This window comes from Streptomyces asoensis (assembly GCF_013085465.1).
GTDB lineage: Bacteria > Actinomycetota > Actinomycetes > Streptomycetales > Streptomycetaceae > Streptomyces > Streptomyces cacaoi_A.
This window is the reverse complement of sequence record NZ_CP049838.1, coordinates 1645929-1671801: the sequence shown is the minus strand read 5'-3', so window position 1 is coordinate 1671801 and position 25873 is coordinate 1645929. Positions and strand designations below refer to the sequence as shown.

The 25873-nt window shown below is 68.7% G+C and carries 16 protein-coding genes; 4 read left to right on the top strand and 12 right to left on the bottom strand.

Annotation, left to right across the window (positions count from 1 at the left end; all coding sequences use genetic code 11):
* Nucleotides 1–90 precede the first annotated feature (90 nt).
* Complete coding sequence (locus G9272_RS07335; protein WP_216377811.1) at nt 91–1461, top strand: pectinesterase family protein; 1371 nt, start codon at nt 91–93, stop codon at nt 1459–1461.
* A 38-nt stretch (nt 1462–1499) separates the two neighbouring features.
* A complete protein-coding gene (locus tag G9272_RS07330; protein WP_216377810.1) occupies nt 1500–2975 on the top strand; it encodes an RICIN domain-containing protein in 1476 nt (491 codons plus the stop codon).
* A gap of 260 nt (nt 2976–3235) precedes the next feature.
* On the opposite strand, the gene G9272_RS07325 is transcribed toward G9272_RS07330, so the two are convergent.
* The 6 genes from G9272_RS07325 to G9272_RS46390 all read right to left on the bottom strand — a co-directional run bounded on the left by G9272_RS07325 (nt 3236) and on the right by G9272_RS46390 (nt 11466).
* Entirely contained in the window at nt 3236–5251 is a 2016-nt protein-coding gene (locus tag G9272_RS07325; RefSeq protein ID WP_171395779.1) for a non-reducing end alpha-L-arabinofuranosidase family hydrolase, read from the bottom strand.
* A 55-nt stretch (nt 5252–5306) separates the two neighbouring features.
* Nucleotides 5307–6911 carry a glycoside hydrolase family 43 protein gene (locus G9272_RS07320; protein WP_171401890.1) on the bottom strand — a complete coding sequence of 535 codons (1605 nt, stop codon included), beginning with the start codon at nt 6909–6911 and terminating at the stop codon, nt 5307–5309.
* A 509-nt stretch (nt 6912–7420) separates the two neighbouring features.
* Nucleotides 7421–8551 carry a GH12 family glycosyl hydrolase domain-containing protein gene (locus tag G9272_RS07315; protein WP_171395778.1) on the bottom strand — a complete coding sequence of 377 codons (1131 nt, stop codon included), beginning with the start codon at nt 8549–8551 and terminating at the stop codon, nt 7421–7423.
* A gap of 229 nt (nt 8552–8780) precedes the next feature.
* Nucleotides 8781–9803 (bottom strand): LacI family DNA-binding transcriptional regulator, encoded by a 1023-nt coding sequence (locus tag G9272_RS07310; RefSeq protein WP_171395777.1) that lies wholly within the window; start codon nt 9801–9803, stop codon nt 8781–8783.
* Nucleotides 9804–10244: 441 nt separating this feature from the next.
* On the bottom strand, nt 10245–10751 hold the full coding sequence (locus G9272_RS46395) for a glycoside hydrolase family 48 protein (protein ID WP_437184361.1): 507 nt from the start codon (nt 10749–10751) through the stop codon (nt 10245–10247).
* Nucleotides 10752–10806: 55 nt separating this feature from the next.
* The gene (locus G9272_RS46390; RefSeq protein WP_437184257.1) at nt 10807–11466 is read right to left on the bottom strand and encodes a cellulose binding domain-containing protein; all 660 of its coding nucleotides are present in this window, start codon (nt 11464–11466) and stop codon (nt 10807–10809) included.
* Between the two features lie 808 nt (nt 11467–12274).
* Between G9272_RS46390 and G9272_RS07300 the strand changes: the two genes are divergently transcribed.
* A complete protein-coding gene (locus G9272_RS07300) occupies nt 12275–14059 on the top strand; it encodes a glycoside hydrolase family 6 protein (RefSeq protein WP_171395776.1) in 1785 nt (594 codons plus the stop codon).
* Between the two features lie 166 nt (nt 14060–14225).
* Here G9272_RS07300 and G9272_RS07295 read toward each other — a convergent pair whose 3' ends face one another.
* The 4 genes from G9272_RS07295 to G9272_RS07280 all read right to left on the bottom strand — a co-directional run bounded on the left by G9272_RS07295 (nt 14226) and on the right by G9272_RS07280 (nt 18599).
* The gene (locus tag G9272_RS07295; RefSeq protein WP_171395775.1) at nt 14226–15080 is read right to left on the bottom strand and encodes a carbohydrate ABC transporter permease; all 855 of its coding nucleotides are present in this window, start codon (nt 15078–15080) and stop codon (nt 14226–14228) included.
* Nucleotides 15081–15089: 9 nt separating this feature from the next.
* A complete protein-coding gene (locus G9272_RS07290; protein WP_171395774.1) occupies nt 15090–16088 on the bottom strand; it encodes a carbohydrate ABC transporter permease in 999 nt (332 codons plus the stop codon).
* Between the two features lie 64 nt (nt 16089–16152).
* Entirely contained in the window at nt 16153–17493 is a 1341-nt protein-coding gene (locus G9272_RS07285; RefSeq protein ID WP_171395773.1) for an ABC transporter substrate-binding protein, read from the bottom strand.
* A gap of 86 nt (nt 17494–17579) precedes the next feature.
* Nucleotides 17580–18599: a LacI family DNA-binding transcriptional regulator gene (locus G9272_RS07280; RefSeq protein ID WP_171395772.1), complete on the bottom strand. Its 1020-nt coding sequence runs from the start codon at nt 18597–18599 to the stop codon at nt 17580–17582.
* A 182-nt stretch (nt 18600–18781) separates the two neighbouring features.
* On the opposite strand from G9272_RS07280, the gene G9272_RS07275 reads away from it, so the two are divergent.
* Nucleotides 18782–20128: a mucin-1 gene (locus tag G9272_RS07275; RefSeq protein WP_171395771.1), complete on the top strand. Its 1347-nt coding sequence runs from the start codon at nt 18782–18784 to the stop codon at nt 20126–20128.
* Between the two features lie 91 nt (nt 20129–20219).
* On the opposite strand, the gene G9272_RS07270 is transcribed toward G9272_RS07275, so the two are convergent.
* Together G9272_RS07270 and G9272_RS07265 are read right to left on the bottom strand one after the other, a co-directional pair.
* Nucleotides 20220–23582: a galactose-binding domain-containing protein gene (locus tag G9272_RS07270; RefSeq protein ID WP_171395770.1), complete on the bottom strand. Its 3363-nt coding sequence runs from the start codon at nt 23580–23582 to the stop codon at nt 20220–20222.
* Between the two features lie 568 nt (nt 23583–24150).
* Entirely contained in the window at nt 24151–25845 is a 1695-nt protein-coding gene (locus tag G9272_RS07265; protein ID WP_171395769.1) for a carboxylesterase/lipase family protein, read from the bottom strand.
* Between the last annotated feature and the right edge of the window lie 28 nt (nt 25846–25873).

Below are 25873 nucleotides of genomic sequence, written 5' to 3'. Positions count from 1 at the left end.
AACACCATGCGTAGAACGACATCCGAACGCCCGAACGCCGCATCGCGATTACGCCGCTGGGTTCAATCGGCCATCGCGTTCGTTCTGGCGGTGCCGATCCTGGTGGTGGGTGCTTCCGCGGGGCCCGCGCAGGCCGCGACTCCGGGTGCCGGCGGAACGTACACCCTGGCTGTCACCAAGAGTGGTATGTGCCTGGACGTCGTCGGCATGAGCACCGCCAACAAAGCCCTTGTGCAGCAGTGGAACTGCGTCGGCAGTCAGACCAACCAGCAGTGGACGGTCATCGACAGGGGCTCCTCCACGTACGAGTTGATGTCCGTGGGCAGCGGCAAGTGCCTCGACGTCCCCGACTCCAGCACTGCCGGCGGAGTCCAGCTCCAGCAGTACACCTGTGTGGGAAGCAGCAACCAACTCTGGCGCTTCAGCCCTTCAGGCACCGGCACTTACCAGATCGTGAGCGTCAGCAGCGGTCTCTGTGTCAGCGACCTCAACGCGAGCACCACCGCCGGCAACCCCGTCATCCAGGAAACCTGCACCGCCAACACCAACAAGCAGTGGGCCTTCACCCTGATCGGCAGCAAGCCGACGGTGGCCGCCGATGGGTCGGGAACCTACACGACCGTCCAAGCGGCCGTGGACGCGGTGCCCTCGGGCAACACCCAGCCCGTCGTCATCACCATCGCACCCGGGACCTACCGCGAGATCGTGACGATCCCGAGCAACAAGCCCTACATCACCCTGCGGGGGCTCGGTTCCTCGTCCTCGGCGACCGTGATCGTCAACAACCACAGCGCCGGCGGCTACGGCACCTCGGGCAGCGCCACCATGTTCGCCAACGGGCACGACTTCACGGCCACCAACCTCACCGTCTCGAACGACTTCGACGAAAGCACGACCACGTCGGGTCAACAGGCGGTGGCGCTGAACCTGAATGCGGACCGCGCTGTCTTCAACAACGTCCGGCTGCTGGGCGACCAGGACACCTTCCTGGTCAACACCGGGGCACGGGCGTACGTGCTGAACTCCTATGTGGAAGGCACGGTCGACTTCATCTTCGGCGCCGGCACGATCGTCTTCAACGACTGCGACATCTACGAGAAACGGACGACCGGCGGCCCGATCACCGCGGCCAGCACGGACATCGCGAAGCGATACGGCTTCCTCTTCTACCGGTCGAACATCACGGGCGCGACCAACAACACCACCCAGTTGGGCCGTCCCTGGTACCCGGACGCGCAGGTGCTCTACCGGGAGTCGTCGCTCAGCGCCACCCTCGCCACTGCCCAGCCGTGGACGGACATGTCGTCCAACTCCTGGCAGAACGCGCGGTTCAGCGAATACAGGAACACGGGCGCCGGAGCGACGGTCAACAGCAACCGGCCGCAGCTCAGCGACGCCGCAGCCGCCGACTACACCCCGCAGAAGTACCTCGCGGGCTCCGACGGGTGGAATCCGCTGTGAGCGACGACCACCAGCCGACCTCAGGAAGGAGCACACCCGTGCGACAGAGCCGCGTACTCACCCGCACACGCATCCTGAAGACACATCGCCGCCTCCTCCACGCGATGGTCGCGTTCGTTCTGGCGGTGCCGATCCTGGTGGTGGGTGCTTCCGCGGGGCCCGCGCAGGCCGCGACTCCGGGTGCCGGCGGAACGTACACCCTGGCTGTCACCAAGAGTGGTATGTGCCTGGACGTCGTCGGCATGAGCACCGCCAACAAAGCCCTTGTGCAGCAGTGGAACTGCGTCGGCAGTCAGACCAACCAGCAGTGGACGGTCATCGACAGGGGCTCCTCCACGTACGAGTTGATGTCCGTGGGCAGCGGCAAGTGCCTCGACGTCCCCGACTCCAGCACTGCCGGCGGAGTCCAGCTCCAGCAGTACACCTGTGTGGGAAGCAGCAACCAACTCTGGCGCTTCAGCCCTTCAGGCACCGGCACTTACCAGATCGTGAGCGTCAGCAGCGGTCTCTGTGTCAGCGACCTCAACGCGAGCACCACCGCCGGCAACCCCGTCATCCAGGAAACCTGCACCGCCAACACCAACAAGCAATGGCTGTTCCAGCCGGTGAGCGGCCGGTCCTGGTCGAACACGGCCGACGGTTTCGCCGCCACCGGGGGCGGCACCACCGGCGGGGCGGCGGGCGGCACGGTCACCGCCACCACCTACGCCGACCTGGTGAAGTACGCGTCCGCCGACGCTCCGTACGTCATCAAGGTCCCCGGAGCCATCACGGTGCCCACCTACGGCTACGAGATCCCGGTGAAGTCCGACAAGACCATCGTCGGCGTCGGCACTGCGGGTCAGATCGTCAACGGCGGGTTCAATCTCGCCGCCGGGGTCCACAACGTGATCATCCGCAACCTGACCATCCGCGACACCCGGATGACCGACGACGACCCCGACGACAAGGTCTACGACTACGACGGAATCCAGATGGACACCGTCGACCACATCTGGATCGACCACAACAGGATCCAGCGGATGAACGACGGGCTCATCGACAGCCGTAAGGACACCAGCTACCTCACCGTGTCCTGGAACGACCTCGGCGAGGTCAACAAGGCCTTCGGTATCGGGTGGACCGACAACGTCACCGCCCGCATGACCATCCACCACAACTGGATCCACGACACCAACCAGCGCAACCCCAGCATCGACAACGTCGCGCTCGCGCACCTGTACAACAACTACCTGGAGAACATCACCTCGTACGGCAACCTCTCGCGCGGCTCGTCGAAGACGGTCATCGAGAACAGCTACTACGAGAACGTGAACGACCCGTACACCTACGACACGACAGCGGCCTCGCTGACCCAGACGGGCAGTGTCGTCGTCAACTGCACGGGTGACCAGAAGACGAACGGGACCACCTTCAACCCGGGCAGTTACTACGGCTACACCCTCGACCCGGCGAGCAACGTCCCGGCTCTGTTGAAGCAGTACTCCGGGCCCCAGTCCAACATCGGCACCTGACCGCCCGCCGTCCGGTGCCGCCTCCGCGCCGCGGCACCGGACGGCCACCGTGCACCCGGCATCCGCTGACACGTGTATCCCTCAGGACGCCCGCCTACGTGACCCTGCCCGCCATCAGGGCGGAGGTGGGAGCGGGCCGGAACACCCTGCACATCTTCGCGATCGCCCTCGGTTGACGCCCGGACAGGGGGTCGGCCATGGCGGAGGCGAACGCCTGGCCGACCCCCTGCACGACCTTCGGGGCCCGCGTCGTCGACTGGTCAGCAGGTCGAGTTGGTCTGGGTGAGCAGGCCCAGTCGCCACGGCAGGGTGTTGTAGTCGCCGCCCGCGGCGGGGTTCATGCCTTGGTACAGGTACTGGAGCCTGCACGAGGGGATCGTCAGCGTCTGGTCGTAGCCCGCGCGGATCATCTCACCGTGGCTGATGTCCCGGGTCCAGGCACCGGCGGGGAAGGTCACGTTGCTCGCCTTGGCGAACGGGTTGCTCTCGGACGCGGCCAGCGGTGTCCACGAGCCGGCGAGGCTGCTCGTCGTCCAGGAGCGGAAGTAGCGCCGGCCGTCCGAGCCGATGGCCTCGACGAGCAACAGGTACTGGTTACTGCCCTGCACCTTGTACACGTTGCTCGCTTCGAACAGGGCGTACTTGTTGGAGTCCTGGGCCACGATGACGGTGTTGGTGAAGCCGTTCGGGAACTGGCCGACGGTCGTCTGGGAACGGTAGAGGTGCCCGTTGTCGTCGGAGGAGAACAGGTAGCAGTTGGCGCTGTCGCAGATCACCCACATGTCGACCCAGTAGCCGTTGCCGATGTTCTGCCTGATGATGTCCGGCATCGACGAATAGAAGTTGCGCGGCGCGCTCCACCCGTTCGGGTTGCTGATGTCGGGGTTGGTGGAGTACGAGGCGTTGCCGGTCTGGTAGACGAGGTACCACAGGCGCTGCGGCGCGTTGTAGAAGACCTGGGGCGCGGCCCGGTATCCGGAGCCGACGGCGGTGCGGTCCAGGTAGTGGTGGGTGGCCGAACCCGCCTGCGACCAGTCGGAGAAGTTCAGGTACACGAGGTTGTACCCGGCGGAACTCGCGGTGCTCGCGAACACGTGGTACTTGCCGTTGTAGTGGACGACCGACGGGTCCTTGATCCCCGCGATGTTGTGTGTCGCGTCCGGCTTCGGCGCGATCAGGGCGCCGCTGGAGCTCCAGGAGAAGGTGGCGGGCAGCGCGGCGGCGGACCGGGGCGCGGCCGCGCTGCGTGCCGCCGCCGTGCCGCCCATCGCGGTGAGAGTCGACTGGTAGGCCGGCTTCTTGTTGCCGTTGCGGTCGAACAGCAGGGGGTTCTCCCCGCTGCGCCAGGAGTCGCTGTCGCGGATGCCCCAGACGGTGATGCCGGTGCAGCGCGCCACGTTCATGCAGGCCCTCACCGTGTTCGCATAGGCCGCCGTCGGCGCCTGGGCGATGTCCAGTTCGGTGATCTGGACATCGACGCCGAGGGCGGCGAAGTTCGCCAGCGTGGTCTGGAAACTCGACGGCGGGCCGCCGGTGCCGAAGTGGGCCTGGAAGCCGACGCAGTCGATGGGCACGCCGCGCGCCTTGAAGTCGCGCACCATGCGGTGGACGCCCTGGGTCTTCGCGTCGCTCCAGTTCTCGATGTTGTAGTCGTTGTAGCAGAGCTTGGCCGCCGGGTCGGCCGACCGTGCGGTGCGGAACGCCTGCTCGATGAAGCCGTCGCCGAGCAGGTTCTGGAACACCGAGGGCCGGTGCTGGCCGCTGCCGCCGTCGGCGAAGGCCTCGTTGACGACGTCCCACGAGTGGATCCGGCCCTTGTAGTGGTTCGCCACGGTGGTGATGTGGTTGTTCATCACGCTGCGCAGGGTGTTCGCGTCCGTGATGGAACCGACCCAGCTGGGCAGCTGGGAGTGCCACACCAGGGTGTGGCCGCGCACGCGCTGACCGCGGGCCGTCGCGCGGTTCACGATCTGGTCGGCGGGGGCGAAGTTGAACGAGCCGCGAGACCGCTCGGTCGTGTCCCACTTCATCTCGTTCTCGGGTGTGACCGAGTTGAACTCACGGTCCAGGACCGTGGTGTACGTGCCGTCGCCGAGCTTTCCGGCGGCCACCGCGGCCCCGAAGTACCGTCCGGACTGGGCGGCTTGCGCGCCGAGTGTGGAGGCCCGGACGGCGTCGGGCGCGGCGGTCGCGGCCCCTGGCGTCACCAGGGCGGCCACGGCCAGCAGGGACAACACCGAGGCTCGGCGACGGCCGAGCCGTTTCAGCGGGTTCATGGCTCTCCTCGTACGGTTGGCGGGGGGTTGGGCCGGTGCGATCGGCCGGATCGGGTCAGGGCGTGGACAGCTCGAACCGCGGGACGCGGACCGCGCCGCCGAGTGCCTGGGTGGCGTGGTTGAAGAGGGCGAATCGGTAGCCCATGAAGAACCGCCAGTCGTTGCCCATGGAGAAGGAGGGGCCGAGGCGGATGAAGTTGATGCCGTCGGTGCTGTAGGAGAAGGTTCCTGGGCGTGCCGCGCCGGGGCGGATGTCCGCGCCCGCGCGCAACCAGACGCGGCTGCCGGACGCGGCCGCGCTCGCGGCCTCGGTGCCGGTGCCGGTGGTGTTCCAGTTGCCGTCCATGGTCAGCCCGTTGACCATCACGACCCGCGTCACGCCACCGTCGCGCTTGACGCCGATCCAGGCGGAGGAGTCACGCAGCAGCGCGAGTCCGGCGCGGTCGCCGTCCCGCATCGCCGAGAAGTCGAGCTCGACGGTGGCGGTCGAGGTGGGGCCCTGGACGCGGTGGGTGAGCGTGTTGCGGGCCCAGTACAGGTCGTTGGTGACGGTCGCGGTCCGCAGAGTGAGTCCGTTGCCCACCGACCATTTGGCGTTGTCCGGGTTGTGGTTCCACTCCCACTTCGGTTTGAGGGTCGTGCCGTCGAAGGTGTCGACACCGACCATGGGGGTGACCTGGCGGGGTGGAGTGGGCACGATCGGGCTGGGGTACGAGGTGCCCCAGGCGCCGTTCACGAGTTGCACGACGGGCCAGCCGTCCGCGGTCCAGGTGATCGGCGCCAGGGCGGGTACCCGGCCGCCGGGGTACGCGTCCACGAAGGCCAGGTAGTACCAGGCGCCGCTCTGTGTCTGCACCAGCCCGCCCTGGTGCGGGACGCCACCGCCGGGGACCGGCCCGCGCAGGTCCAGCAGGACCTGCCGCATCGTGTACGGACCGAAGGGGCCGCTCGACGACTTCAGGATGTACTGGCCGTTGGCGGGGCGGGTCAGGAAGATGTAGTACTGCCCGTTGATCTTGTAGAAGCGGGAGCCCTCGAGGGTGCCGACACTCGATGGTGTGGTGAACACCTGCTGCGTGCGGACCTGGCTGCGACCGTCGGGCGAGAGCTGGGCCACGCTGATGGTGGTGTTGCCGTAGGCCACGTACAGGGTGTCGTCGCTGTCGACGAGCAGCCCCGCGTCGTAGTAGGGCGTGCTGATCGTCGTGAGCCGGCTCCACGGACCCTCGACGGCGGTTGCGGTGTGGATGTACGTCCTGGTGAAGTCGATCTGGCCGAGCCAGTAAAAGGTTCTGTTGCTCGGCCGGTAGGCCAACGACGACGCCCAGATGCCCCGGACGTAGCCACGGGCGCCGTTCAGGTCGTATTTGGCGCCGAAATCGAGCACGGGCACCGAGTGACCGGCGATCTCCCAGTTCGTCAGGTCGTACGACCGCAGGACGGGTGCCCCGGGCGAGTAGTGCATTGTCGACGCCGAGGCGTAGTAGGTGGCGCCGACGCGGATGACGTCGATGTCCGCGAAGTCCTGCCAGATCACCGGGTTCGTGAACGCCGCGGCGGCCGCGCGGGCGGGGGTGGGCGCAAGCATGGCACCGGTGACCAGGCCGGTGGAGGTGGCCAGCATCCGGCGCCGGCTCAGAGGTTGATCAGGGCATGACATATCCATGTGTCGATCTCTCTGCGAGGGAGCGCTGTGGTGGCGGATCGGTCCCGCGACGTTCGGTATTGCGAACATCAGTCGACTCATCGAGCAACCAGGATGATACGAGGCCGACAGCTCCCGTCAATACGCCTCGCATGATTCGGTGACAACGCCGAATTGTTTCGATGCCGATCACGCTCGCCAACCGGTGAAGTCGGCCACGGTCATCACCACCGGTGGTTGACGGGGTGAGAGGGAAACGGCCGACCTGCCGAAAGTGTTGACGCGCCCTGAGGTCCCTCTGGTATCCGTAAAGGCCGGCGATCCGAAAGTGGACCGAAATTTCGAACGCAGCTGTAAGGGTCATTGGCACGCAATGCCCCGGCGCGGGTCCGCGAGGCCGCCGGAGGGGACGCGGTCCGCACGGCACTGACCCCGCCGCCAAGTGGAGCCGACGGCGCTGTGCGACCTCCGGGACCCGCCCGTCGGCGTGACGAATCAGGCGGGTCCCGGAGGGTGAACGTGTGTCACACGCTGGTGCAGGCGGTGCCGTTCAGGCTGAAGCCGGAGGGCTTGGCGAACGTGCCGCCGGAGGTGCCCTGGAACCCGAAGGTCGCCTGGCCGCCGGCCGCCACCTCTGCGTTGTGAGCCACGTTGCTCGCGGTGACAGCTCCTGACGACCCGGACAGGTTCGCGTTCCAGGCATTGGTGATCCGCTGCCCGGAGGGGAGGGTGAACGCGAGCTTCCAGCCGCTGACGGGGGAGGAGCCGGTGTTGGTGATGGTGACGTCGGCGGTGAAGCCGCCCTGCCAGACGTTCGTCGCGTACGCCACCTTGCAGGCCGTGGAGCCTCCGGGGTTGCCCGGGTCGCCGGAGGAGCCCGTGTTGACGGTGGAGGAGAACGAGGTCACGGCAAGGCCCGCGCCGTTCTGCCAGGGTTCGAACCCGGCCTGAACACTCGTCAGGTACCAGTCGTTCTGCGCGAGTCCCCGGGAGACGGCCTGCCGGGTGAAGTCCATGACGTCGAAAGCCCAGTTGGTGATCGCCGACGGTGCGACGAACGACAGTACGTCGTTCGAGCCGTTGTTGCCGGACCACACCTGCCACTCACGCCCGCCCACGGTGGCGGTGCCGACCGGCGAGCCGATGGGCTGGATGGATCCGACCTTGTTGAACCAGATCATGATCTCGGTCCGGTTCACGCCGTCGGTGCGGGGCGTGGGGTCGAGCCAGATGTCGTACGCGGCGTCGTAGACCGCGCCGCTCACATAGCTGTACGAGATGCTGGTGGGCGCGTTGGAGATGGTGCTGAGCCGAGCGGGAAGCTTGGTGCCGGGCGAGCAGTTGGTGTAGTGGCAGCCGTCGTAGACGGACGGGTAGGACTTCGGAGCGCCGTTCGTGGGGACGGATCCGTCAGCCTGGGTGATCCTGAATCCCGAGTCGGTGACGGCGATGCACTGGGTGGCGTCGGTGCCCCAGCGGTTGTTCTGCACCACGTAGCGGCCCTGGACGGTCGTTGAACCGAAGGGTTGGCAGATGGTGGTGTCGGCCTGCGCCACTGACGCTGTGGTCAGAAGCGCGGCGAGCGAGACGAGCGAGGTGAGCAGCGCGCCGAGCAGGCCACGCGCGCTGTGGGCATGGTGCGGTGAAGGACGCATGCGGATCCTCTTCAGAGGGATGGGGAGTAGCGGAAGCGCTCCCGCAACCTTGTGAATGGGAGCGCTCCCAATCCTGGGTTCGGCTGGGACTGTAGGGAGGGTTCAGGTCATTGACAAGGCTGCCGACATGAACATGCCCAACCGATTTCGGAGCCGCAGGTCAGTCAGGGGCGCCGAGACGCGGTGCGTCGCCCCGGGAGCGCTCCCCGGACAGGTTTGCCGGCGAAGGTCAGGTCGACTCGCGTACCACCAGCTCCGTACGGAGGATGACGTGACGCCAGGCGACGGCGCCCTCTTCCATCTCCTCCAGGAGCAGTCGGATCATGGCTCGCCCGATCTCCTCGATCGGCTGGCGTACCGTGGTCAGGCGTGGTTCGGTCCGCTGGGCCAGCGAAAAGTCGTCGAAGCCGATCACGGCGACATCCTCGGGCACTCGACGGCCGGCCGCGTTCAGGGCCTCCAGAGCCCCCGCGGCTGTGGTGTCCGACGCGGCGAGGACGCCGTCGATGTCCGGATGCCGTTCGAAAAGCTCGGCCATGGCGCGGCGTCCGCTCTCCGCCGTGAAGTCGCTCTGGGCGACAAGGGTCGGCGCGCTCTTCAGACCCGCCAGCGCCAGGGCCTCTTCGTAGCCGCGCAGCCGGCACCGGGCGGCGTACAGGTCGAGCGGCCCGGTGATGGTCGCTATCACTCTGCGGCCCTGCCTCAGCAGGTGGGAGACGGCGCTGCGGGCTCCGCCGATGTTGTCCGCGTCGACGTAGCTGACATACTCCTCGCCCGAGCGGCGCCCCAGCAGCACGGTCGGCAACCGGGCTTCGGCGAGCATGTCCGGCAGCGGATCACCGGCGTGCACGGACATCAGCAGGACTCCGTCGACCCGGCCGCCGCGCGCGTACTCGAGGAAGCGCTGTCGCTCGGCGTCCGAGCGGACCAGGGTCAGCAGCAGTTGGATCCCGGTGTCCGTCAGCGCGTCTCCGAGCGAGCGGACGATCTCGGAGAAAAAGGGCTCGGCGAACTGCCGCCAGTCCGGCTCCGTCATGACCAGGGCGACGGCGTCGGCCCGCCGCCCGGCCAGGGAACGGGCCGCGAGATTGGGCACGTAACCCAGTTCCTCGATGGCCCGTTGTACGGCCCGGCGCGTCGACTCCTTCACGCCCGCCGCGTTGTTGATGACGCGGGAGACCGTGCCCCTTCCCACCCGCGCGTGGGCGGCCACCTCCTCCAGCGTCGGTGTCCCCGGGCGTCGTCTGCCCATGTCCACCTCCCCCACGAGATCACCGATCTTACCGGCCGGGGGCGACCGAGCACACGGCTTCACGAGCGTGACGGGATCCGGGGGTAGTCCTGCGTCCACGGGTTGGGAGCGCTCCCGTTCCAAGTGGGGGTATGGATGTCTGTCGCTGGTGGTCGAGAGCGGAACTCGCTGCCTACGGCTCCGGCGCCCCGCGTTTGCGTAGGGGAACACCGTGCCGTTCGACGGGCCGACCGGGAGTATCGCCAGGGGGTCCTGGACGTGCGTCGGGCACCACGTGCGGCGGCGTATCTGTGCTCGTGCATGAGCCGCCGCGTGCATCGTGCGAGGCCTTGCCGGAATCCGGTGCGAGGACCGGGCGGCCCCCGTGAGGGGTGGGGGCCGCCCGGCCGGGTGACCCCGTCGCCTAATGACGGGGTCGCGTACGCGGAGCGCCGGCGGGGGCTACTCGAGGAGTTCCGCGTACGAGCCCATGGCCAGGGCGATGTCCGCCTGGGCCCAGAACCGGTGGTAGGTGAAGACGGGCGCGGCGCCGCCCTTGAGGTAGGCCTCGATCTTCGACCAGGCCGGATCGTTCTTGTAGAAGGACCGGATCGAGGAGAACGTCGAGGACGAGTTGATGGTCTCGCCGTTCGGCATCTTCCCGCTCCAGCCGCTCGGCACGTAGACGCTGTCGTCGAACCGGCTGTAGTCGCTGCGGGTCTCCGGAACAGCGACACCGAGGCTGTCCTGGTGGTGGTCCCACATGCCGTCCAGCAGCGCCTTCGCCGTCGACCTCGCCTTCGCGTCACCGGACTTGGCGCCGTAGTACGTGAGTGTCTTGGCGTACGCGGCGGCCACCCCGACGTCGTTGGTGTAGTCGGTGACGGTGACGTGAAGTCCGCTGTTGGCGCCGGGACTTGACGGGTTCCAGGTGTCGGGCCGGCCCGACCACTGGAGGGTGGAGGGGATCTGGTAGCTGCCGTCCGGGTCCCGGCCGGCGGGGTCGCGTAGCGGCCCGCCCAGCTTACGCCTTCGCCAGCAGGGAATGACTGCCCACGGTCAAACCAGAGGCGGAGTGCGTGTAGGGCGCGCTCGTGTCCGTGCCCAGCAGCGTGGTGTCGTCGTAGAACTCCACCCTGCTGATCGTCGCGCCGTCCGCGGCCGCCGCGGTCGCCGCGAGCGGCACGACGTCACCCCGTGAGTAGACCGCGCCGACGGCCGGGCTGGTCAGCACGGTGATCGGCGGCTGGTGAGCGCCGACACAGCTGGTGCCGTCGACCGCGAAGTCCGTCGGGGCGGTGTTGGTGCCGCTGTAGCCGAACTGTGCTCCTGTGGAGACGGCGCTGCCCGGGGCGATGGTGCCGTTGTACGAGGCGTTCTTGACGGTGATGGCCTGACCGGCCTGGGACCAGCTGCCGTTCCACCCGTTCGCGAGCTTCTGGTTGCCCGTGTAGCCGTAGGTCAGGGTCCAGCCGTCGATCGCGGTGGTGCCACGGTTGGTGAGGGTGAGGTCGGCGGTGAAGCCGGAACCCCAGTCGTTGGTCCTGTAGTCGACGCTGCACCGCACGGACGCCGCGTTCGCGGTGGTCGTGCCGGTGGCGAGCATCGACAGGGGTAGGGCGAACGCGGCGGCGACGGCGGTCCAGAGCCGCCGTACGGCTCTGTGTTTGCGTCCGGGATCCATGTGCTGTTCCTCCTTGCGTCACGCGACTCACGGAGAGATGCCAAGGCCTGAATCCAGTGGGAGCGCTCCCATCGTGGAGATGAAGGCGGGCGCGGTCAAGACGTCGAGAAGTTCAATGTTCGAACTGGGCCGATGGGAGCGAAAGTTTCGCAAGGACCCTATGAAACCTCGCCTGTTGGCGCTAACTTCCCCCTCACCAGTGGGAGCGGTTCCATCACTCGACGCGTCCGTAGCGGCGCGCCAAGCTGTAAGGACCCGCTCATGCGACACCCCCCGCATTCAGTACTTTTAGTCAGCGACGGTCCGGTCGCGCTCGTCCCGAGCGCGGGCCCGCCGGTGTTCTCGGCCCGGGGAGCCACGGCCGCGTGCACGGTGGGACACACCGTCACCAGCCGGCGGCACAGCGGCTCCCAGGGCTTTGAGCCGATCGACGACCGTGCCGTCGACGAGCAATCCCGCACCGACGACGTTCGAGCTCAACGGGACGACATGCACCGTGGACGCGCATCCCGCGGTCGCGCCCGTCGGCACGGGCACGGCGCACGCCCCGTCCATCTGCGCTTCGGCGGCCGGCGATGCGAGGCACCACCAGGCGTCCGTGAGCACCCGCTCACGGAAGCCCGGGGCGTGAAGTGGTAGGAGCGCGAGCCGTCCTGTCCGGGCGGACAGGAAACGCGTGGCACCGCTCCTCCGGTCCGTCCCTGAACTCAGCCTGCGGCGGCACAGCCACCGCGTAGTGCGTCGGGCAGCGCGACTTTCGCGCGCCCTCCGTTCGCAAGGCCCCATCGAGAGAAGGAAACCCGCACTCATGAGCTACACCAGGACATCGCTGCTCACCGCCCTGGCGCTGGTCGCCGGGACGACGGGGACGGCGCTGCTCGTCGGCCAGGCCGGCGCTGCCACCTCGTCCGTCCCCTGCGCCGTCGACTACAAGGTGCAGAGCCAGTGGGACACCGGCTTCACCGCCGCGGTGACCATCACCAACAACGCGGCCGCCAAGTCCGGTTGGACGCTGAAGTGGTCGTACGGCGGCAACCAGAAGGTCACCAACGGCTGGAACGGGAAGGTCACCCAGAACGGCACCGACGTCACCGTCGCCAACGAGAGCTACAACGGCAATCTCGGCACCGGCGGCTCGGTCGACTTCGGCTTCAACGGCTCCTACAGCGGCACCAACAGCGTGCCCGCCACGTTCACGCTCGACGGCGTCACGTGCAGCGTCGACAACGGGGGCGGAACCGGCGGCAGCACCGGCGGCAGCACCGGCGGCGGAACCGGCGGCAGCAGCGGCGGCAGTACGGGTGGCAGCACCGGTGGTGGCGATGGCGATGGCGGTGGCAGCCGCGCCGGCAACCCCTACACCGGCGCCAAGGTGTACGTGAACCCCGAGTGGTCCGCCAAGGCCGCCGCCGAACCGGGCGGCAGCCGTATCGCCGACCAGCCCACTGCCGTCTGGCTCGACCGTATCGCCGCCATCAACGGCGTCAACGGCGGCATGGGTCTGCGCGCCCACCTCGACGAGGCCCTGAAGCAGAAGGGCGCCGGTGAGCTGGTCGTCCAGCTCGTCATCTACGACCTGCCCGGCCGCGACTGCGCCGCCCTCGCCTCCAACGGCGAGCTGGGGCCCGACGACCTCGACAAGTACAAGTCCCAGTACATCGACCCCATCACGTCGATCCTGTCCGAATCCAAGTACGCGGGCCTGCGGATCGCCACCGTCATCGAGCCCGACTCACTGCCCAACCTGGTCACCAACGCGGGCGGCACCAACACCACCACCGACGCCTGCGTGACCATGAAGAGCAACGGCAACTACGAGAAGGGCGTCGGCTACGCCCTGGACAAGCTGGGCGCGATCCCCAACGTCTACAACTACATCGACGCCGCCCACCACGGCTGGCTCGGCTGGGACAGCAACCTCGGCCCCGCGGTGCAGCAGTTCCACAAGGTTGCGACGACGAACGGCGCAAGCGTGAACGACGTGGCCGGCTTCATCGTCAACACCGCGAACTACAGTCCCACCAAGGAGCCGTACCTCAAGGTCACCGACACGGTGGGTGGTCAGACCGTACGTCAGTCGAAGTGGGTGGACTGGAACCAGTACGTGGACGAGCAGTCCTTCGCCCAGGCGCTGCGCGACAAGCTCGTCGCGGCCGGATTCGACTCGGGACTCGGCATGCTGATCGACACCTCACGCAATGGCTGGGGCGGCTCCGCCCGGCCCACCGGTCCCGGATCGCCGACCTCCGTGGACGGCTACGTCGACGCCAGCCGCATCGACCGGCGCATCCACGCCGGCAACTGGTGCAACCAGAGCGGCGCAGGCATCGGCGAACGGCCGACCGCGGCTCCCGCCGCCGGTATCGACGCCTATGTGTGGGTCAAGCCGCCGGGGGAGTCGGACGGCAACAGCGCCGCCGTCCCCAACGACGAGGGCAAGGGCTTCGATCGAATGTGCGACCCGACGTACGGCGGCAACCCCCGCAACGGCAACAACCCCACGGGTGCGCTGTCGAACTCGCCGCTGGCCGGACACTGGTTCTCCGCCCAGTTCCAGCAGTTGATCCGGAACGCGTACCCGCCGCTGTCGTGACCCGCTGACGCGGTGAATTCACCGCCGGGATCGGTCCCGCTCGGCAGGGCCGAGGGACCGATCCCGGCGGATCCCGCGCTCCACGGGTCGGGCGCGGTCCGGCCCGGCCTGCTGATCCCTGCCGGCGAGGCCGCGGTGCGGGACTGCCTCCCACCGGAACGGACTCTCAGCCCTTTACGGCGGAGCTGGCGACGCCCTGGACGAACCAGCGTTGGAAGAAGGCGAAGACGATCAGTACGGGCAGGACGAGGAGGACGCCGAAGGCGAGGATCTGGCCCCAGTCCGGGGGCAGCTGGGCCTGGAAGACGCTCATCTCCAGGGGCAGCGGGCGTACCGAGGGGTCGGAGACCATCAGGACCGGCCAGAGGAAGGAGCCCCACTGGGTGAGGAAGGTCAGGATCGCCACGGACGCGAAGGCCGGCTTCGACATCGGGACGATGATCGCGAAGAAGGTGCGCCAGGGGCCCGCGCCGTCGAGGCGGGCGGCTTCCTCGATGCTCGGCGGGATCGTGCGGAAGAACGTGTGGAACTGGTAGACCGAGAAGGCGTTGGCGATGAACGGGATCGCCTGGATGAAGAGCGTGTTGCGCCGGCCGTTGAACATGTAGAAGAGCGGGACGGCCACCGACTCGAACGGGACCAGCATCAGCAGCAGGACGAGGGCGAAGACGGCGTTCCGCCCGCGCCACTTCAGTCGTGACAGTCCGTACGCGGCCATTGAGTTGACGAAGAGACCACCCGTCACCACCACGAACGCCAGCAGCAGCGAGATGCCCATGAAGCGCCAGAAGTAGCCGGTGCTGTCGGAGTCGAGGCTGTCGAGGACGGCCGTGTAGTTGTCGAAGGAGAGGTGGGTGGGCAGGAAGCCGGACAGGCCGTTCAGGACTTCGTCGGACGGCTTGAGGCTGCCCATGAACAGGTAGATCACCGGCAGCGCGAAGATGAACGCCAGCACGCTGAGGACGGCGTAGTCGAGGAAGCGGCGCAGGGGTGTGCGGGTGAGGCCCGTGTGGGTGCTCATGGTCAGTCCTCAGTCCTCGTTGTCGGGCCGGACGACGCGGCGCTGGATGAGGGTCAGGGCGACGACGATCAGGAAGAAGACGACGGTGATCGCGGCCGCCTGACCGACGTTGTTCTGGTCGAAGGCGGTGGTGACGGCCTGGTACATCACGGTGCGGGCGGCGTCCTCGTCGAGGCCGCCGCCGCGGATGAGGACGTAGACCTGGTCGAAGACCCGGAAGGACAACACCGAGGTGAGCATGGCGACGAAGACGAGGGTGCCGCGGATGCCGGGCAGGGTGACGTGGCGGAACTGCTGCCAACGGGAGGCACGGTCGAGTTCGGCGGCCTCGTAGAGCTCGCCCGGGATCTGCTGGAGACCGGCGAGCAGGATGACCATCTGGAAGCCGACGCCCTGCCAGATGGACAGCACGATGATCGAGGCCATCGCGGTGGCGGAGTCGCCGAGCCAGTCGACGGCCCCCCAGTTGCCGAAACTCACCGTGTGCAGTGCGGAGTTGAGCATTCCCTGGTCGCTGCGGGCGAGAATGAGCCGCCAGATCACGGCGACCAGCGCCATCGGGAAGACCACCGGCATGAAGAAGAGGGACCGGAACACACCGATCGCCTTCAGCTTGCGGTTGAGCAGGATCGCCAGCCCGAGTGCCAGAGCCGTCTGGACGGGTACGACGACCACGGCGAAGGTCAGGTTGTTCAGCAGGGCCCGCAGGAACGGGCCGGACAGGTCGGGGTCGGTGAACAGGCGCCGGTACTGCTCCAGGCCGAAGAAGGTCGGTGCGAGCGGGGAGCCGAGGCGGACGTTGTAGAAGGAGAGGACGACGGCGTACCCGAACGGGATGCCGACGAAGGCGATGAGTCCGGCGACGGCGGGCGTGGACATGAGCAGTCCGTGCAACCAGTCGCGGTTCCTGCGTACGGAACGCGCCGGACGCGCGGGTTCGGCGGCGGTCACGGGTGGGGCCTTCTCCCGGGCGGGGGGCGCGGCGTGCGCCGGTTCGACGGATTTCACGGATGAGTCCTGTTCCCGGCGGGGGCGGGCGCGGCGCAAGCGTGCCCGCCCCCGGCCGATGGTCCTACGGGATCTTGTAGCCGGCGTTGTCGGAGAAGTCCTGGTCGATGGCGCGGGCGGCCTTCTCCAGGGCGCTCTTCGGTTCGGCGCCGCCGTAGATCGAGCTGAGGGCCTCACCGAACTTGGCGGTGATGGTGGGGTATCCGGCGGTCACCGGGCGGGTGACGGCGACGCACGTCTTGGTGATGTCGCTGTCGCCGCAGGGCTTGGCGAGCTGGTCGGCGAAGAGCTGGAGCGGGCCGCCCTGCTTGTAGAGGGGGCTCGCCGCGAGTGCGGTCCTGGTGGCGGGCGGGGCGCCGTTGGCCGTCGTCATGGCGGTGACGTTGGTGTCGTTGAGGAGGTAGTCCATGAAGGCGCCGGCGGCCTTGGCGTTCTTGCTGTCGGCGCCGATGCCCCAGGCCCAGGAGCCCTGGCCGGTCTTGGGGCCGTTGCCGAAGTCGGGCAGCGGCAGGACGACGAGGTCGTCACCGAGGGCCTGGCTGTAGGTGGGGTACATCCAGTGGCCGACCCAGCTCAGGGCGACGCGGCCCTTGGCGAAGGCGTTGCCGTCGGTGTTGGGGTCGACGTACGTCTTCCAGGACTGGACGGTCTCCAGGGCCGAGATCACGGCCGGGGTGTCGAGGGCGCCCTCCGCCTTGTCGCCCTTGATCAGCGAACCGCCGGCCGACCAGACGACGGGAGCGAAGCCGTAGGTGCCCCACTCGGTGGTGAGTCCGTTGTTCTCCTGGATGTCGAGGGTCTTGCCGTCGGAGTCCTTGGCCTTCAGCGCCTTGAGCGCGGCGGTGAACCGCGCGGCCGTCCAGTCGTCGGACAGGCCGGTCGGGTACTTCACGCCGGCCGCGTCCAGCAGCTTCTTGTTGCCGTATATCCCCAGGCCCGAGTCGTACATGCCCAGGCCGTAGTGCTTGCCGCCGATCTCTCCCTGCGACTTGCTCGCGTCGGTGGCGTTGGCCATCGTCTTGGAGGAGACGTAGTCGTCGATGGGGGCGAGCTTCTTGTTGTAGACGAAGTTCGCCATCGTCGGGCCGTCGAACTCCATCACGTCCGGCAGCTCGGAGGCGCTGGTGGCGGTGATGGTCTTGGTGTAGTCGTTGCCGGGTATCAGCTTCAGCTCGACCTTGATGTCGCGCTGCGAGGAGTTGAAGGACTTCACCGCGGCCTGCACGGCGGCGTCCTCGCTCTTCTGGCCCTGGTGGGCCCAGACGCTGATGGTGCCCTTGCCGCTGCCCGCCTCCGCGGAGGCGTCGGCGCCGCCGCCCCCGCCGCAGGCGGCCAGTGCCGCCAGGGGCAGGACGAGAGCCAGGCCCGTACAGGCTGTGCGGCGGTACTTTCTGGTCGAGCTCATGCTGTGTGCCTCCGTGCTGTGGCGAGGGTTCGTGGTGCGGGAGTGCTCTCGAGGCGTGGGGGTGTGGGGGCGCAGGGGGGTGGGTGTTACTGAGGTCCGCGCGGGCGGGGCGGGGCGGTGGTCTCGCGCAGGACGAGGCGGATGGGCATCCGGACATGCCCCGGAGGTTCGGCGTCGGGTTCGTCGAGCCGGCGCAGCAGCAGCCGTGCGGCCTCGGCGCCCTGCTCGGCGACCGGCTGGGCGACGGTGGTCAGTCCGACCACGTCGGCGAGTTCGTGGTCGTCGAACCCGACGACGGACACGTCGTCCGGCGCCTTGAGCCGGTGGCGGCGCAGGGCGCGCAGCGCGCCCATCGCCATCTCGTCGGACTGCGCGAACACGGCGGTCGGCGGTCGGGAGGCGGCCAGCAGTTCGGTCATGGCCCGCTCGCCGCCCTCGACGGTGTAGTCACCGTCCGCCTCCAATGCCGGGTCGTGCTCTATCCCCGCCTCGGCCAGGACGTCCAGGTAGGCGTTGCGGCGCTCGATGGGGGTGGTCCAGTGCAGCGGCCCGCTGGCTCCGCTGATCATGCCGATGCGGCGGTGGCCGAGGTTGACCAGATGCCGTACGGCGCTTTCGGTGCCGACCCGGTCGTCGATGCCGACGACGGTGAAGCCGGGCCGGGCGCCGCCGACCGTGGTGGCCAGCGGCACCCCCAGTGAGCGCAGCGCCGCAGACTCCTCGTCGTCGGGAATGAGGAGCGACAGCACCGCGTCCACTCGCTTGCGGACCGGCAGCTTGGTGAAGAAACGCTTGCGCGTCTCCGGCGAGCCCAGGTTGTACAGCAGCACGTCGTATCCGGCTGCGCTGAACACCTGCTCGGCGGCGTCCAGCACGGTGCCGAAGAACCAGCGGCCCACGTAGGGGACCAGGACGCCGATGGTGTAGGTGCGGCCGCTGGCCAGGCTGGAGGCGGAGCGGGACGCGGTGTAGCCGAGCTGGGCGGCGACGGCCGCGATGCGGTCCCGCACCTCGTCGGAGACGCCCGGCCGGCCGCGCAGGGCGCGGGACACGGTGGACGCGGAGACGCCGACCGCCTGAGCGACGTCGTTGATGCTGGCCGTCACGGCGCAGTTCCTCCCGTTGGTTTCACGTCGGTGTGATCTGTGGGTGACGTGACCGTAAACCCGACCACCTTGTTGCGCAAGCGTTTGCGTTCATATTTACTTGGGCCGATCCTCAAGAGGGTTCGCCTTTTTTCGATGGTCAGCGCACGCGTTTGGGCGCTGTGAGCCGACAGGAACTGCGCATGCGATACGCCCCTCCCGGCCTCTGCGTGAACGACTTCGCCCTGCTGCGGGACGAGGACGGCACGTACGCGGTGTTGCACCTCCAGGGGCCCTGGACGGCGGAGTTCGACCACCTGCGGATGGAGACCTCCTTCGGCCGGGCCACCTCCACGGATCTGGTCGGCTGGCAGCCCCAGGGACCGGTGTTCGGGGTCGGCATGCCGGGCCGCTTCGACCATCAGGCGGTGTGGACCATGCACCCGCTGCGGCACGGCGACGGAATGGCGATGTTCTACACGGGCGTGAGCGGACTGACGGCAGGCGGCCGGCCGCTCCAGTCCGTGGGACTGGCGTACTCCGAGCGCACCGACGGCACCGGTTGGCGGCGCCACGGCAGCGGTCCGGTCGTCGAGGCCGACCCGTGCTGGTACCGCACCGGCGAGCGGATGGCCTGGCGCGACCCCTTCGTCGTACGCGACGACGCGTCGGACGGCTGGGTGATGGTCGTCTGCGCCAGCGACGCCTCCCTCCCGGTCGAGATCGGCGGCTGCGTCGCCTGGGCCACCTCCGACGACCTGGAGCACTGGACCGTCCACCCGCCGCTCGTCTCACCCGGCGACGTCGACGAACTGGAGTGCCCGGTCCTGGAACGCCTCGATGACGGCAGCTGGTTGCTGCTCGGCTCGATCGGAGCGACCCGCAACTTCGAGGCGTGGACCGCCCCGAGCCTGCGGGGCCCCTGGACCCGCCGCGGCCCCCTCGGTCCGACCGGCTCCTACGCCCCTCGCGTCATCGCCGCACCCGACGGCTCCCGAGTCGTCCTGCACACCACCCCCCGCCAGGTCGGCCTCACCGACACGGGCGACCGCTGCCGAGGCATGCTCGCCCAGCCCAAGTCCCTTGTCGCACAGCCAGGTTCGGCGCCACGACTGGAATGGTGGGACGGCTTGGACCGCTGGCTCGGCGAGGAATCCGACCGCCCCGCCCTACACGCGGTCGGCGACATCGACATCACCGGGTCCGTCGAGATCACCCTCCGCACCGATTCCCCGGACGACGGCCCCGCCCTCGCCGTCGGCTGCGACGGCAAGAACCTCTGGATCACTGGTCCCGGCGGCGTCCGGCTCGGCGAGACCGTCCTGACCGAACCCGCCGGCACCCTGCGCATTCTCACCATCGGCGAATACATCGAGGTCTACGCCGACAACGTGTTCGCCCTCACGACCCTGTGCTACTCCGGGCGCCCCGCCCGGTGGACAGCCGTGACCGAGGAACACAGCCGTACGATCCCGGTACGCCCGATCCGGCTGCCCGACCCCCACCGCGACGACGCCTCGGCCATCTGGCCCGGCCCCGCACCCCGGTGACCTTCGCCGGATGCGTGAACCGCAATGCAGGTGAACGGGTGTGGAGGTCGGGCCACGGCGGGGGGAGGCTCCCTTGGACGGCCTCCTCGCCCTACCTGATCCGGATTTCGGCGAGCTGGAGGCGGTAGCGGGTCCTTTCGTCGGAGGCGGGTGTGCCGAGCTTGGTGGCCCTCAGACGGAGGTAGCGGCCGGTGGCGGAGGTGAGGGTGTAGGTCTGGGCGACGCCGTTGGGGTTGACCTGGCCGGTGACGGTGCGGGCGGTGGTGTGGGCGGTGGCACCGTCGGCCCGGGTCTGGAGGGTGAAGTCGACGGGGAAGCCGGCGGTGTCGCCGCCGGTCGTGGTGGTGTCGGTGCGGGGGTGGAGGGTGACGGAGCCGATCGTCCGGTCGGTGCCGAGGTCGATCTCGACCCACACGGGCGTGGTGCTGATGTCGGCGGAGTCGAAGTCGATGCTGGTGTAGCCCTTGGCCCCGGTCACGCTGGTGGTGGTGCCGTCCCGCACTCGGGTCTTGCCCCAGTCGCCGTTCTCCAGCGTGCAGTTGCTGGTGACGGTGATCCCGGCGGTGGGGATCTGGAGTTCGGCGAGCTGGAGGCGGTACTTGGTGGTCTCGTCGGTGGGTGGGGTGCCGAGCCTGGTGGCTTGTAGGCGCACATGGCGGGCGGTGGTGGTCTTGAAGCCGTACGTCTGTGGGAGCCCGGCCGGGTTCGGCTCGGCGGTGATGGTGCGGGCGGTGGTGTAGGCGGTGGCACCGTCGGCCCGGGTCTGGAGGGTGAAGTCGACGGGGAAGCCGGCCGTGCCGCCGCCGGTGGCGGGGGTGTCGGTGCGGGGGAAGAGGCGTACGGCGTCGAGGTCGGTGTCGGCTCCGAGGTCCACCTCGACCTGGACCGGGTTCGCGCTGACGTCGGGGGAGCCGAACTCGTTGCTGGTGTAGCCCTTGGCCCCGGTCACGCTGGTGAGGATGCCGTCAGTGAGGCGGGTCTTGCTCCAATTGCCGTTCTCCAGGCTGTTGTTGCTGGTGACGGTCCGGCCCTGGGCGAGGTTGTCGAGACGGCCGGTGCCGGTTGCGGTCAGCTCCCAGGTTCCCGGTTGCACAGTGAAGTAGACGTAGTGGGAGTCCGCGCTCGCGTAGGTCAGTCCGCTGACGCTGCCGACGGGGGCGCCGCCCGTGTAGACGGTCGTGCCGTTCGCCTTGATGACCGGCTGGGAGCCGCGGTAGACGGGGACACCCACGCGGGCGGTGGTCGCGTGGGGGGAGGTGAGGGTCAGGGTGACCTTGTCGGCATCGCGGATGATGCCGAGGCGGATGTCGCCCTTGACGGTGGGTGTGACGGAGTTGATCGTCGTGAGGGTGCCGGTCTGCGGAACGACCTCGTACGTCGTCCAGCCGGGCTGGGTGGGGCGTACGCCGGCGGCGTAGGCGGACAGCGCGTACAGCGGGCCGCCGTTCCAGGCGTGGTTGTCGGTGCCGTCGGCCTTGGTCCACAGTTCCCACAAGGTGTAGCAGGCGGGGTCGGCGACCTGGGCGGCGAAGCGGTTGCGCATCCGTTCCTCGGCGACGGTGGCGGCGCCCATGAGGTAGAGCGCTTCGAGGACGTAGAACTCCATGTAGGGGCTGGCGTTGAGGTGGGTGCGCAGCACGTCGGTGACCGCCGGGTGGTGGGCGGAGGTGGCCAGGCCCGCGACCACGGCGAGTGCGTTCGCCCGGTCGTCGGTGTCGCCGTTGTAACCGGGGGAGCGGTACTCGTTCTTCGTGGAGTTCCACAGCACGCGGTCGAAGTTGGTCTTGATGCTGTCGCGCCGGGCCTGCCATCCGACGACGTCGCCGCTGTTGCCGCTGAGGTCGGCCAGTCGAGCCGCGGTGTCCAGGGCCAGGTAGTACCAGCAGTTGTCGAGAACACGGGCGTCGATGTTGCTGCCCCAGTCCTCCCAGTCCCAGTCCCCGGCACGGTGGTTGACCAGCCCGTCACTGTCGAGGCTCCACAGGTTCAGGTACTGCTTCACCGCGGGGTAGGCGCCGGTTACCGCGCTCTCGTCGCCGGTGTGGAGGTAGTACGTCCAGAACGACCACACCGAGGCGAGCATCTGGACGGGCAGTTCGGCGGTCCAGATCACCGACGGCACCGGCGAGTACAGTGCGCCGCTGGACCTCTGCCAGGACGTCAGTTGCGAGATGGCCTTCTTGCCGAGGGCGTGGGACCTGGTGTCGAAGGTGTAGAAGCCTTCCTTCAGCTGGTTGACCACGTCCCCCCACCACTGGGAGCGTTCGCGGGTCGGGCAGTCCATGTAGTTGTCCCGCATGTTGACGTACATGGTGCGGGCGGCCTTGCCCCACAGGGTGTCGAGGAAGGCGTCGCTGCTGGTGAACGACCCGGCGAAGTCCGTGTCGTAGCCGCTCTCCCGGTACTTGAGGTCCACGATGCTCACGCCGGCGGGGATGGTGTACTGCACGGCGGTGCCGCTCATCCAGCCCAGCGACTCGAATTCCTGGACCCCGCCGGCGCACACGTAGGTGGACCGGACGTTGTAGCCGGTGGCCGGGTCGATGCCGGTCAGGTTCTTGCCGTCGCCGTAGTGGTCGGTCTGGATGCCGATCACGGCACCGGCCGGGGCGTCCACCTTCAGGTACGGCGTGACCTGGAGGTTGGACGGCAGGGTGGCGGAGATGGCAGTGGGGCCCTGGCCGGTGCCCGGCAGTGAGGCGGCGTTGCCGTAGGACTTGAGGGAGGAGTACCGGAACTGCGGGATCGGCCGCTTGACCAGGGCGTTCCAGGGTGCGGCACCCGTGGCGCCGAAGTCGGTGGGCGCCGTCCAGGCGCTGTCGTCGAAGCCGGATGACTGCCAGCCGGCCATGGCGGTGGCGTTGCGGGCGTCGTAGGAGATGTTGGACTCGGGCAGCCGGAAGTTCGCCTGGATGCCGCTGGTGTTGTCGGAGTAGCCCGGGTGGACGGTGTGCTTCCAACTCGTGTTGCTGACCAGCTCGGTGGTGGTGGAACCGGTCACGATCTCGGACTGGAACAGCAGTCCGCCCTTGCCGCTGCTGTTGTGCGAGAAGCCCTGCTTGCCGAAGTACCACACCAGCAGCGCGACGGTGTTGCCGCCGCTGGTGAGGTACGGGGCGAGGTCGATCTCGTCGTAGTAGGTGTCGGTGGGGTTCGGACCGCGCTTGAGCTGGCCCTCGAAGACCACCAGCGTGCCGTTCACCCACAGCCAGTACTTCGAGTCCGCCGCGATCCGGGTCACGGCCGAGGACGGTGCGGACCCCAGGGCGAACGATCTGCGGAAGGCCACCCACTGGTTCGCCGCGCTGGACGGCGCCCAGATCCACCTCGCGGTCCAGGAGTCCGCCGCGGACGCCGTGGGCGCCAGCCCCGGCACCAGCAGTGAGCTCAACGTGGGTGCGAGAGCCACGGCTATGGCGCTGCGCAGGACAGAGCGGCGGTTTGTGTTCTCCATCGAGGGTTTCCGTTCCAGAACGCTCTTTGAATCGATTCATTCGTGCTTTGCAGGCGTGATTTTGTGCTCTCCGTGAGGCCAGGTCAATCCATCGCGCGCCACGAATTCGAATCAGGTCGTGGCGCCGGAGCCCCTGCCCAGCGGTGTCTGGAGTGATCAACCGGTGTGGAACTCGCCCTCGGCACCTTGCAGTCGGTGGTGGAGCCCGCGCTCCCGCTGCGGCAGCCGCACTCGGCTTGGCCGGCCGCACCGGAGGACTACGACAGGCGGTCGGTGCGGTCGGTGCGGTCGGTGCGGTCGGTGCGGTCGTCGGGGGCGGCGCGGAGTGCGCGCGATTCACGCGCCTCCCACCCTTCCCTCGGGCGCCCCGCCGGGCATCGTCCCCAGCCGCCGTCTTCCTCTGGTGCACCCGGACCAGCCACGCACGTGTCGTGGTGCCTACGCACTACGCGCCGACTTGGGCCTCAACGGGGCCTGATCCGGAGTTCGGCGCAGCCGAGCGGCTGGACGGCGGCGACCCTGTCCTCACAGACGCACGGCCGCCGCTGTCCTGATGACCCCCGCAGGATCAATATGACGTCGTCTGGGACTTCAGACAGTCCTTCAGGAAGGCGTACTTGGCGTCGCTGTCGGCCGCCGGGAGGGTCGCGAAGCGGTCGCCGAGTTCCATGGAGAGCGGCTTCGTCGTGCGCAGGGCGGGCCAGGCGGGCAGGGAGCGGCCGTTGGGGTTGCCGGTGGCCACGAAGTTCGCGACGTACGAGGACGTGGTGTCGGCGATCGCGTGGTCCGCCTCGGTCCAGGGGCGGTCGGTGCCGTAGAGGTTGCCGAACAGGTAGTACTTCTCCGCGCCGTGGTAGGCTCCCGCGCCGTTCGCGGGCTCGATCGGGTTGGTGGTGTCGGAGCCCGGCGGGACGTGGGTCCACCAGTAGTTGTAGACCGGGCTGCGGTTCCCGGCGGTGTTGCGGAACTGGGTGCCCCACAGGAAGGTCGAGACGCGTTCCTCGTCCCGCGCGTAGTTGTTGTACTGCGCGGCAGCCTCCGCGTCGGTGCTCGCCGGGTAGAGCGCCAGGAACTCCGCCGCCCGGTCGCCGAAGGTGGTGCCCGCGTACGCCTGGTACTGGGCGACGGTCATCGCGAGCGTGGGTGAGGCGCCGTTCTCGTCCTTGTTGTTGCCGGTCAGGACCGGCACGTCCGCCTCGGCTCCGGACTCCATGGCGGCGGTGTAGGTGGTCGGCAGGACATAGCCGTCCAGGACGTTGCCGAAGTCGGTGCCGGTGGCCGGCGCGCCGGGCGCGTACACCTTCGTCACGATCTCGTCCGCGGTCAGCGCCCGCAGGCCGGCCGGCGAGGAGGCTCCCATGTAGTCGGCGAACGCGGTGCCGTTGGCCTCGGCCACCGCCAGCGTGTCGTAGCCGCCCGCCACCCGGCCGAGCGCCGGGTCCTTGGTGTACTGCACGCCGGCCGCGAGCAGCGCCCGGTGGTACAGGCCCCGGGCCAGCCGCGAGATCATCAGGATGTTGACGAACGACGAGCCGTGCGACCAGCCGGCGATGGTCACCCGGTCCGGGTCACCGCCGAACGCGGCGATGTTGCTCCGGATCCATTTCAGTGCCGCGACCGTGTCCAGCACGCCCCAGTTGCCGGAGCCGCCGTGTCCGCCCTCCTTGCTCAGCTCGGGGTGGGCGAGGTTGCCGAAGGCGCCGACGCGGTGGTTGTAGGTGACGACGACCGCGCCCTTGGCTGCCAGATTGGCGCCGTCGTAGACCGGCTGTGAGGCCCACATGGCGGAGTTGCGGCCGCCGTAGATCCACAGGAACACCGGGCGGCGCTCGCTCGAACCGACCGCGCCCGTCCAGATGTTGAGGTTCAGGCAGTCCTCGCTCAGCGGCGGCACCTTGTCGGCTGCGATGCCGGTGACGGGCTGGGGGCAGGCGGCGCCCCAGGCATCGGCGGCGCGTACGCCCTTCCAGGACGGCGCGGGCTGCGGCGCGCGCCAGCGGTTCTCGCCGGCGGTCGAGGCCGCGTAGGGGATGCCCTTGTAGACGGTGATCCCGTCCAGGGCGGCCGGGACACCGGTCACCAGGCCGGACCGGGTACGCACCGGACGATCTGCGGCGGCACGGGAGGCGGCCGACGCGGGCTCGGCGGTCAGGCCGGCCGGCAGCGTGGCGCCGACCGCGGCGCCGACGGCGCTCCCGAGGAAACCGCGGCGGCCGATGCCCTCGGTGTCGTGGTCGGGGTGGGGGACGTCTCTCGAGCTCACAGGGGCTCCCTGTCGGAATGGCGGAGCG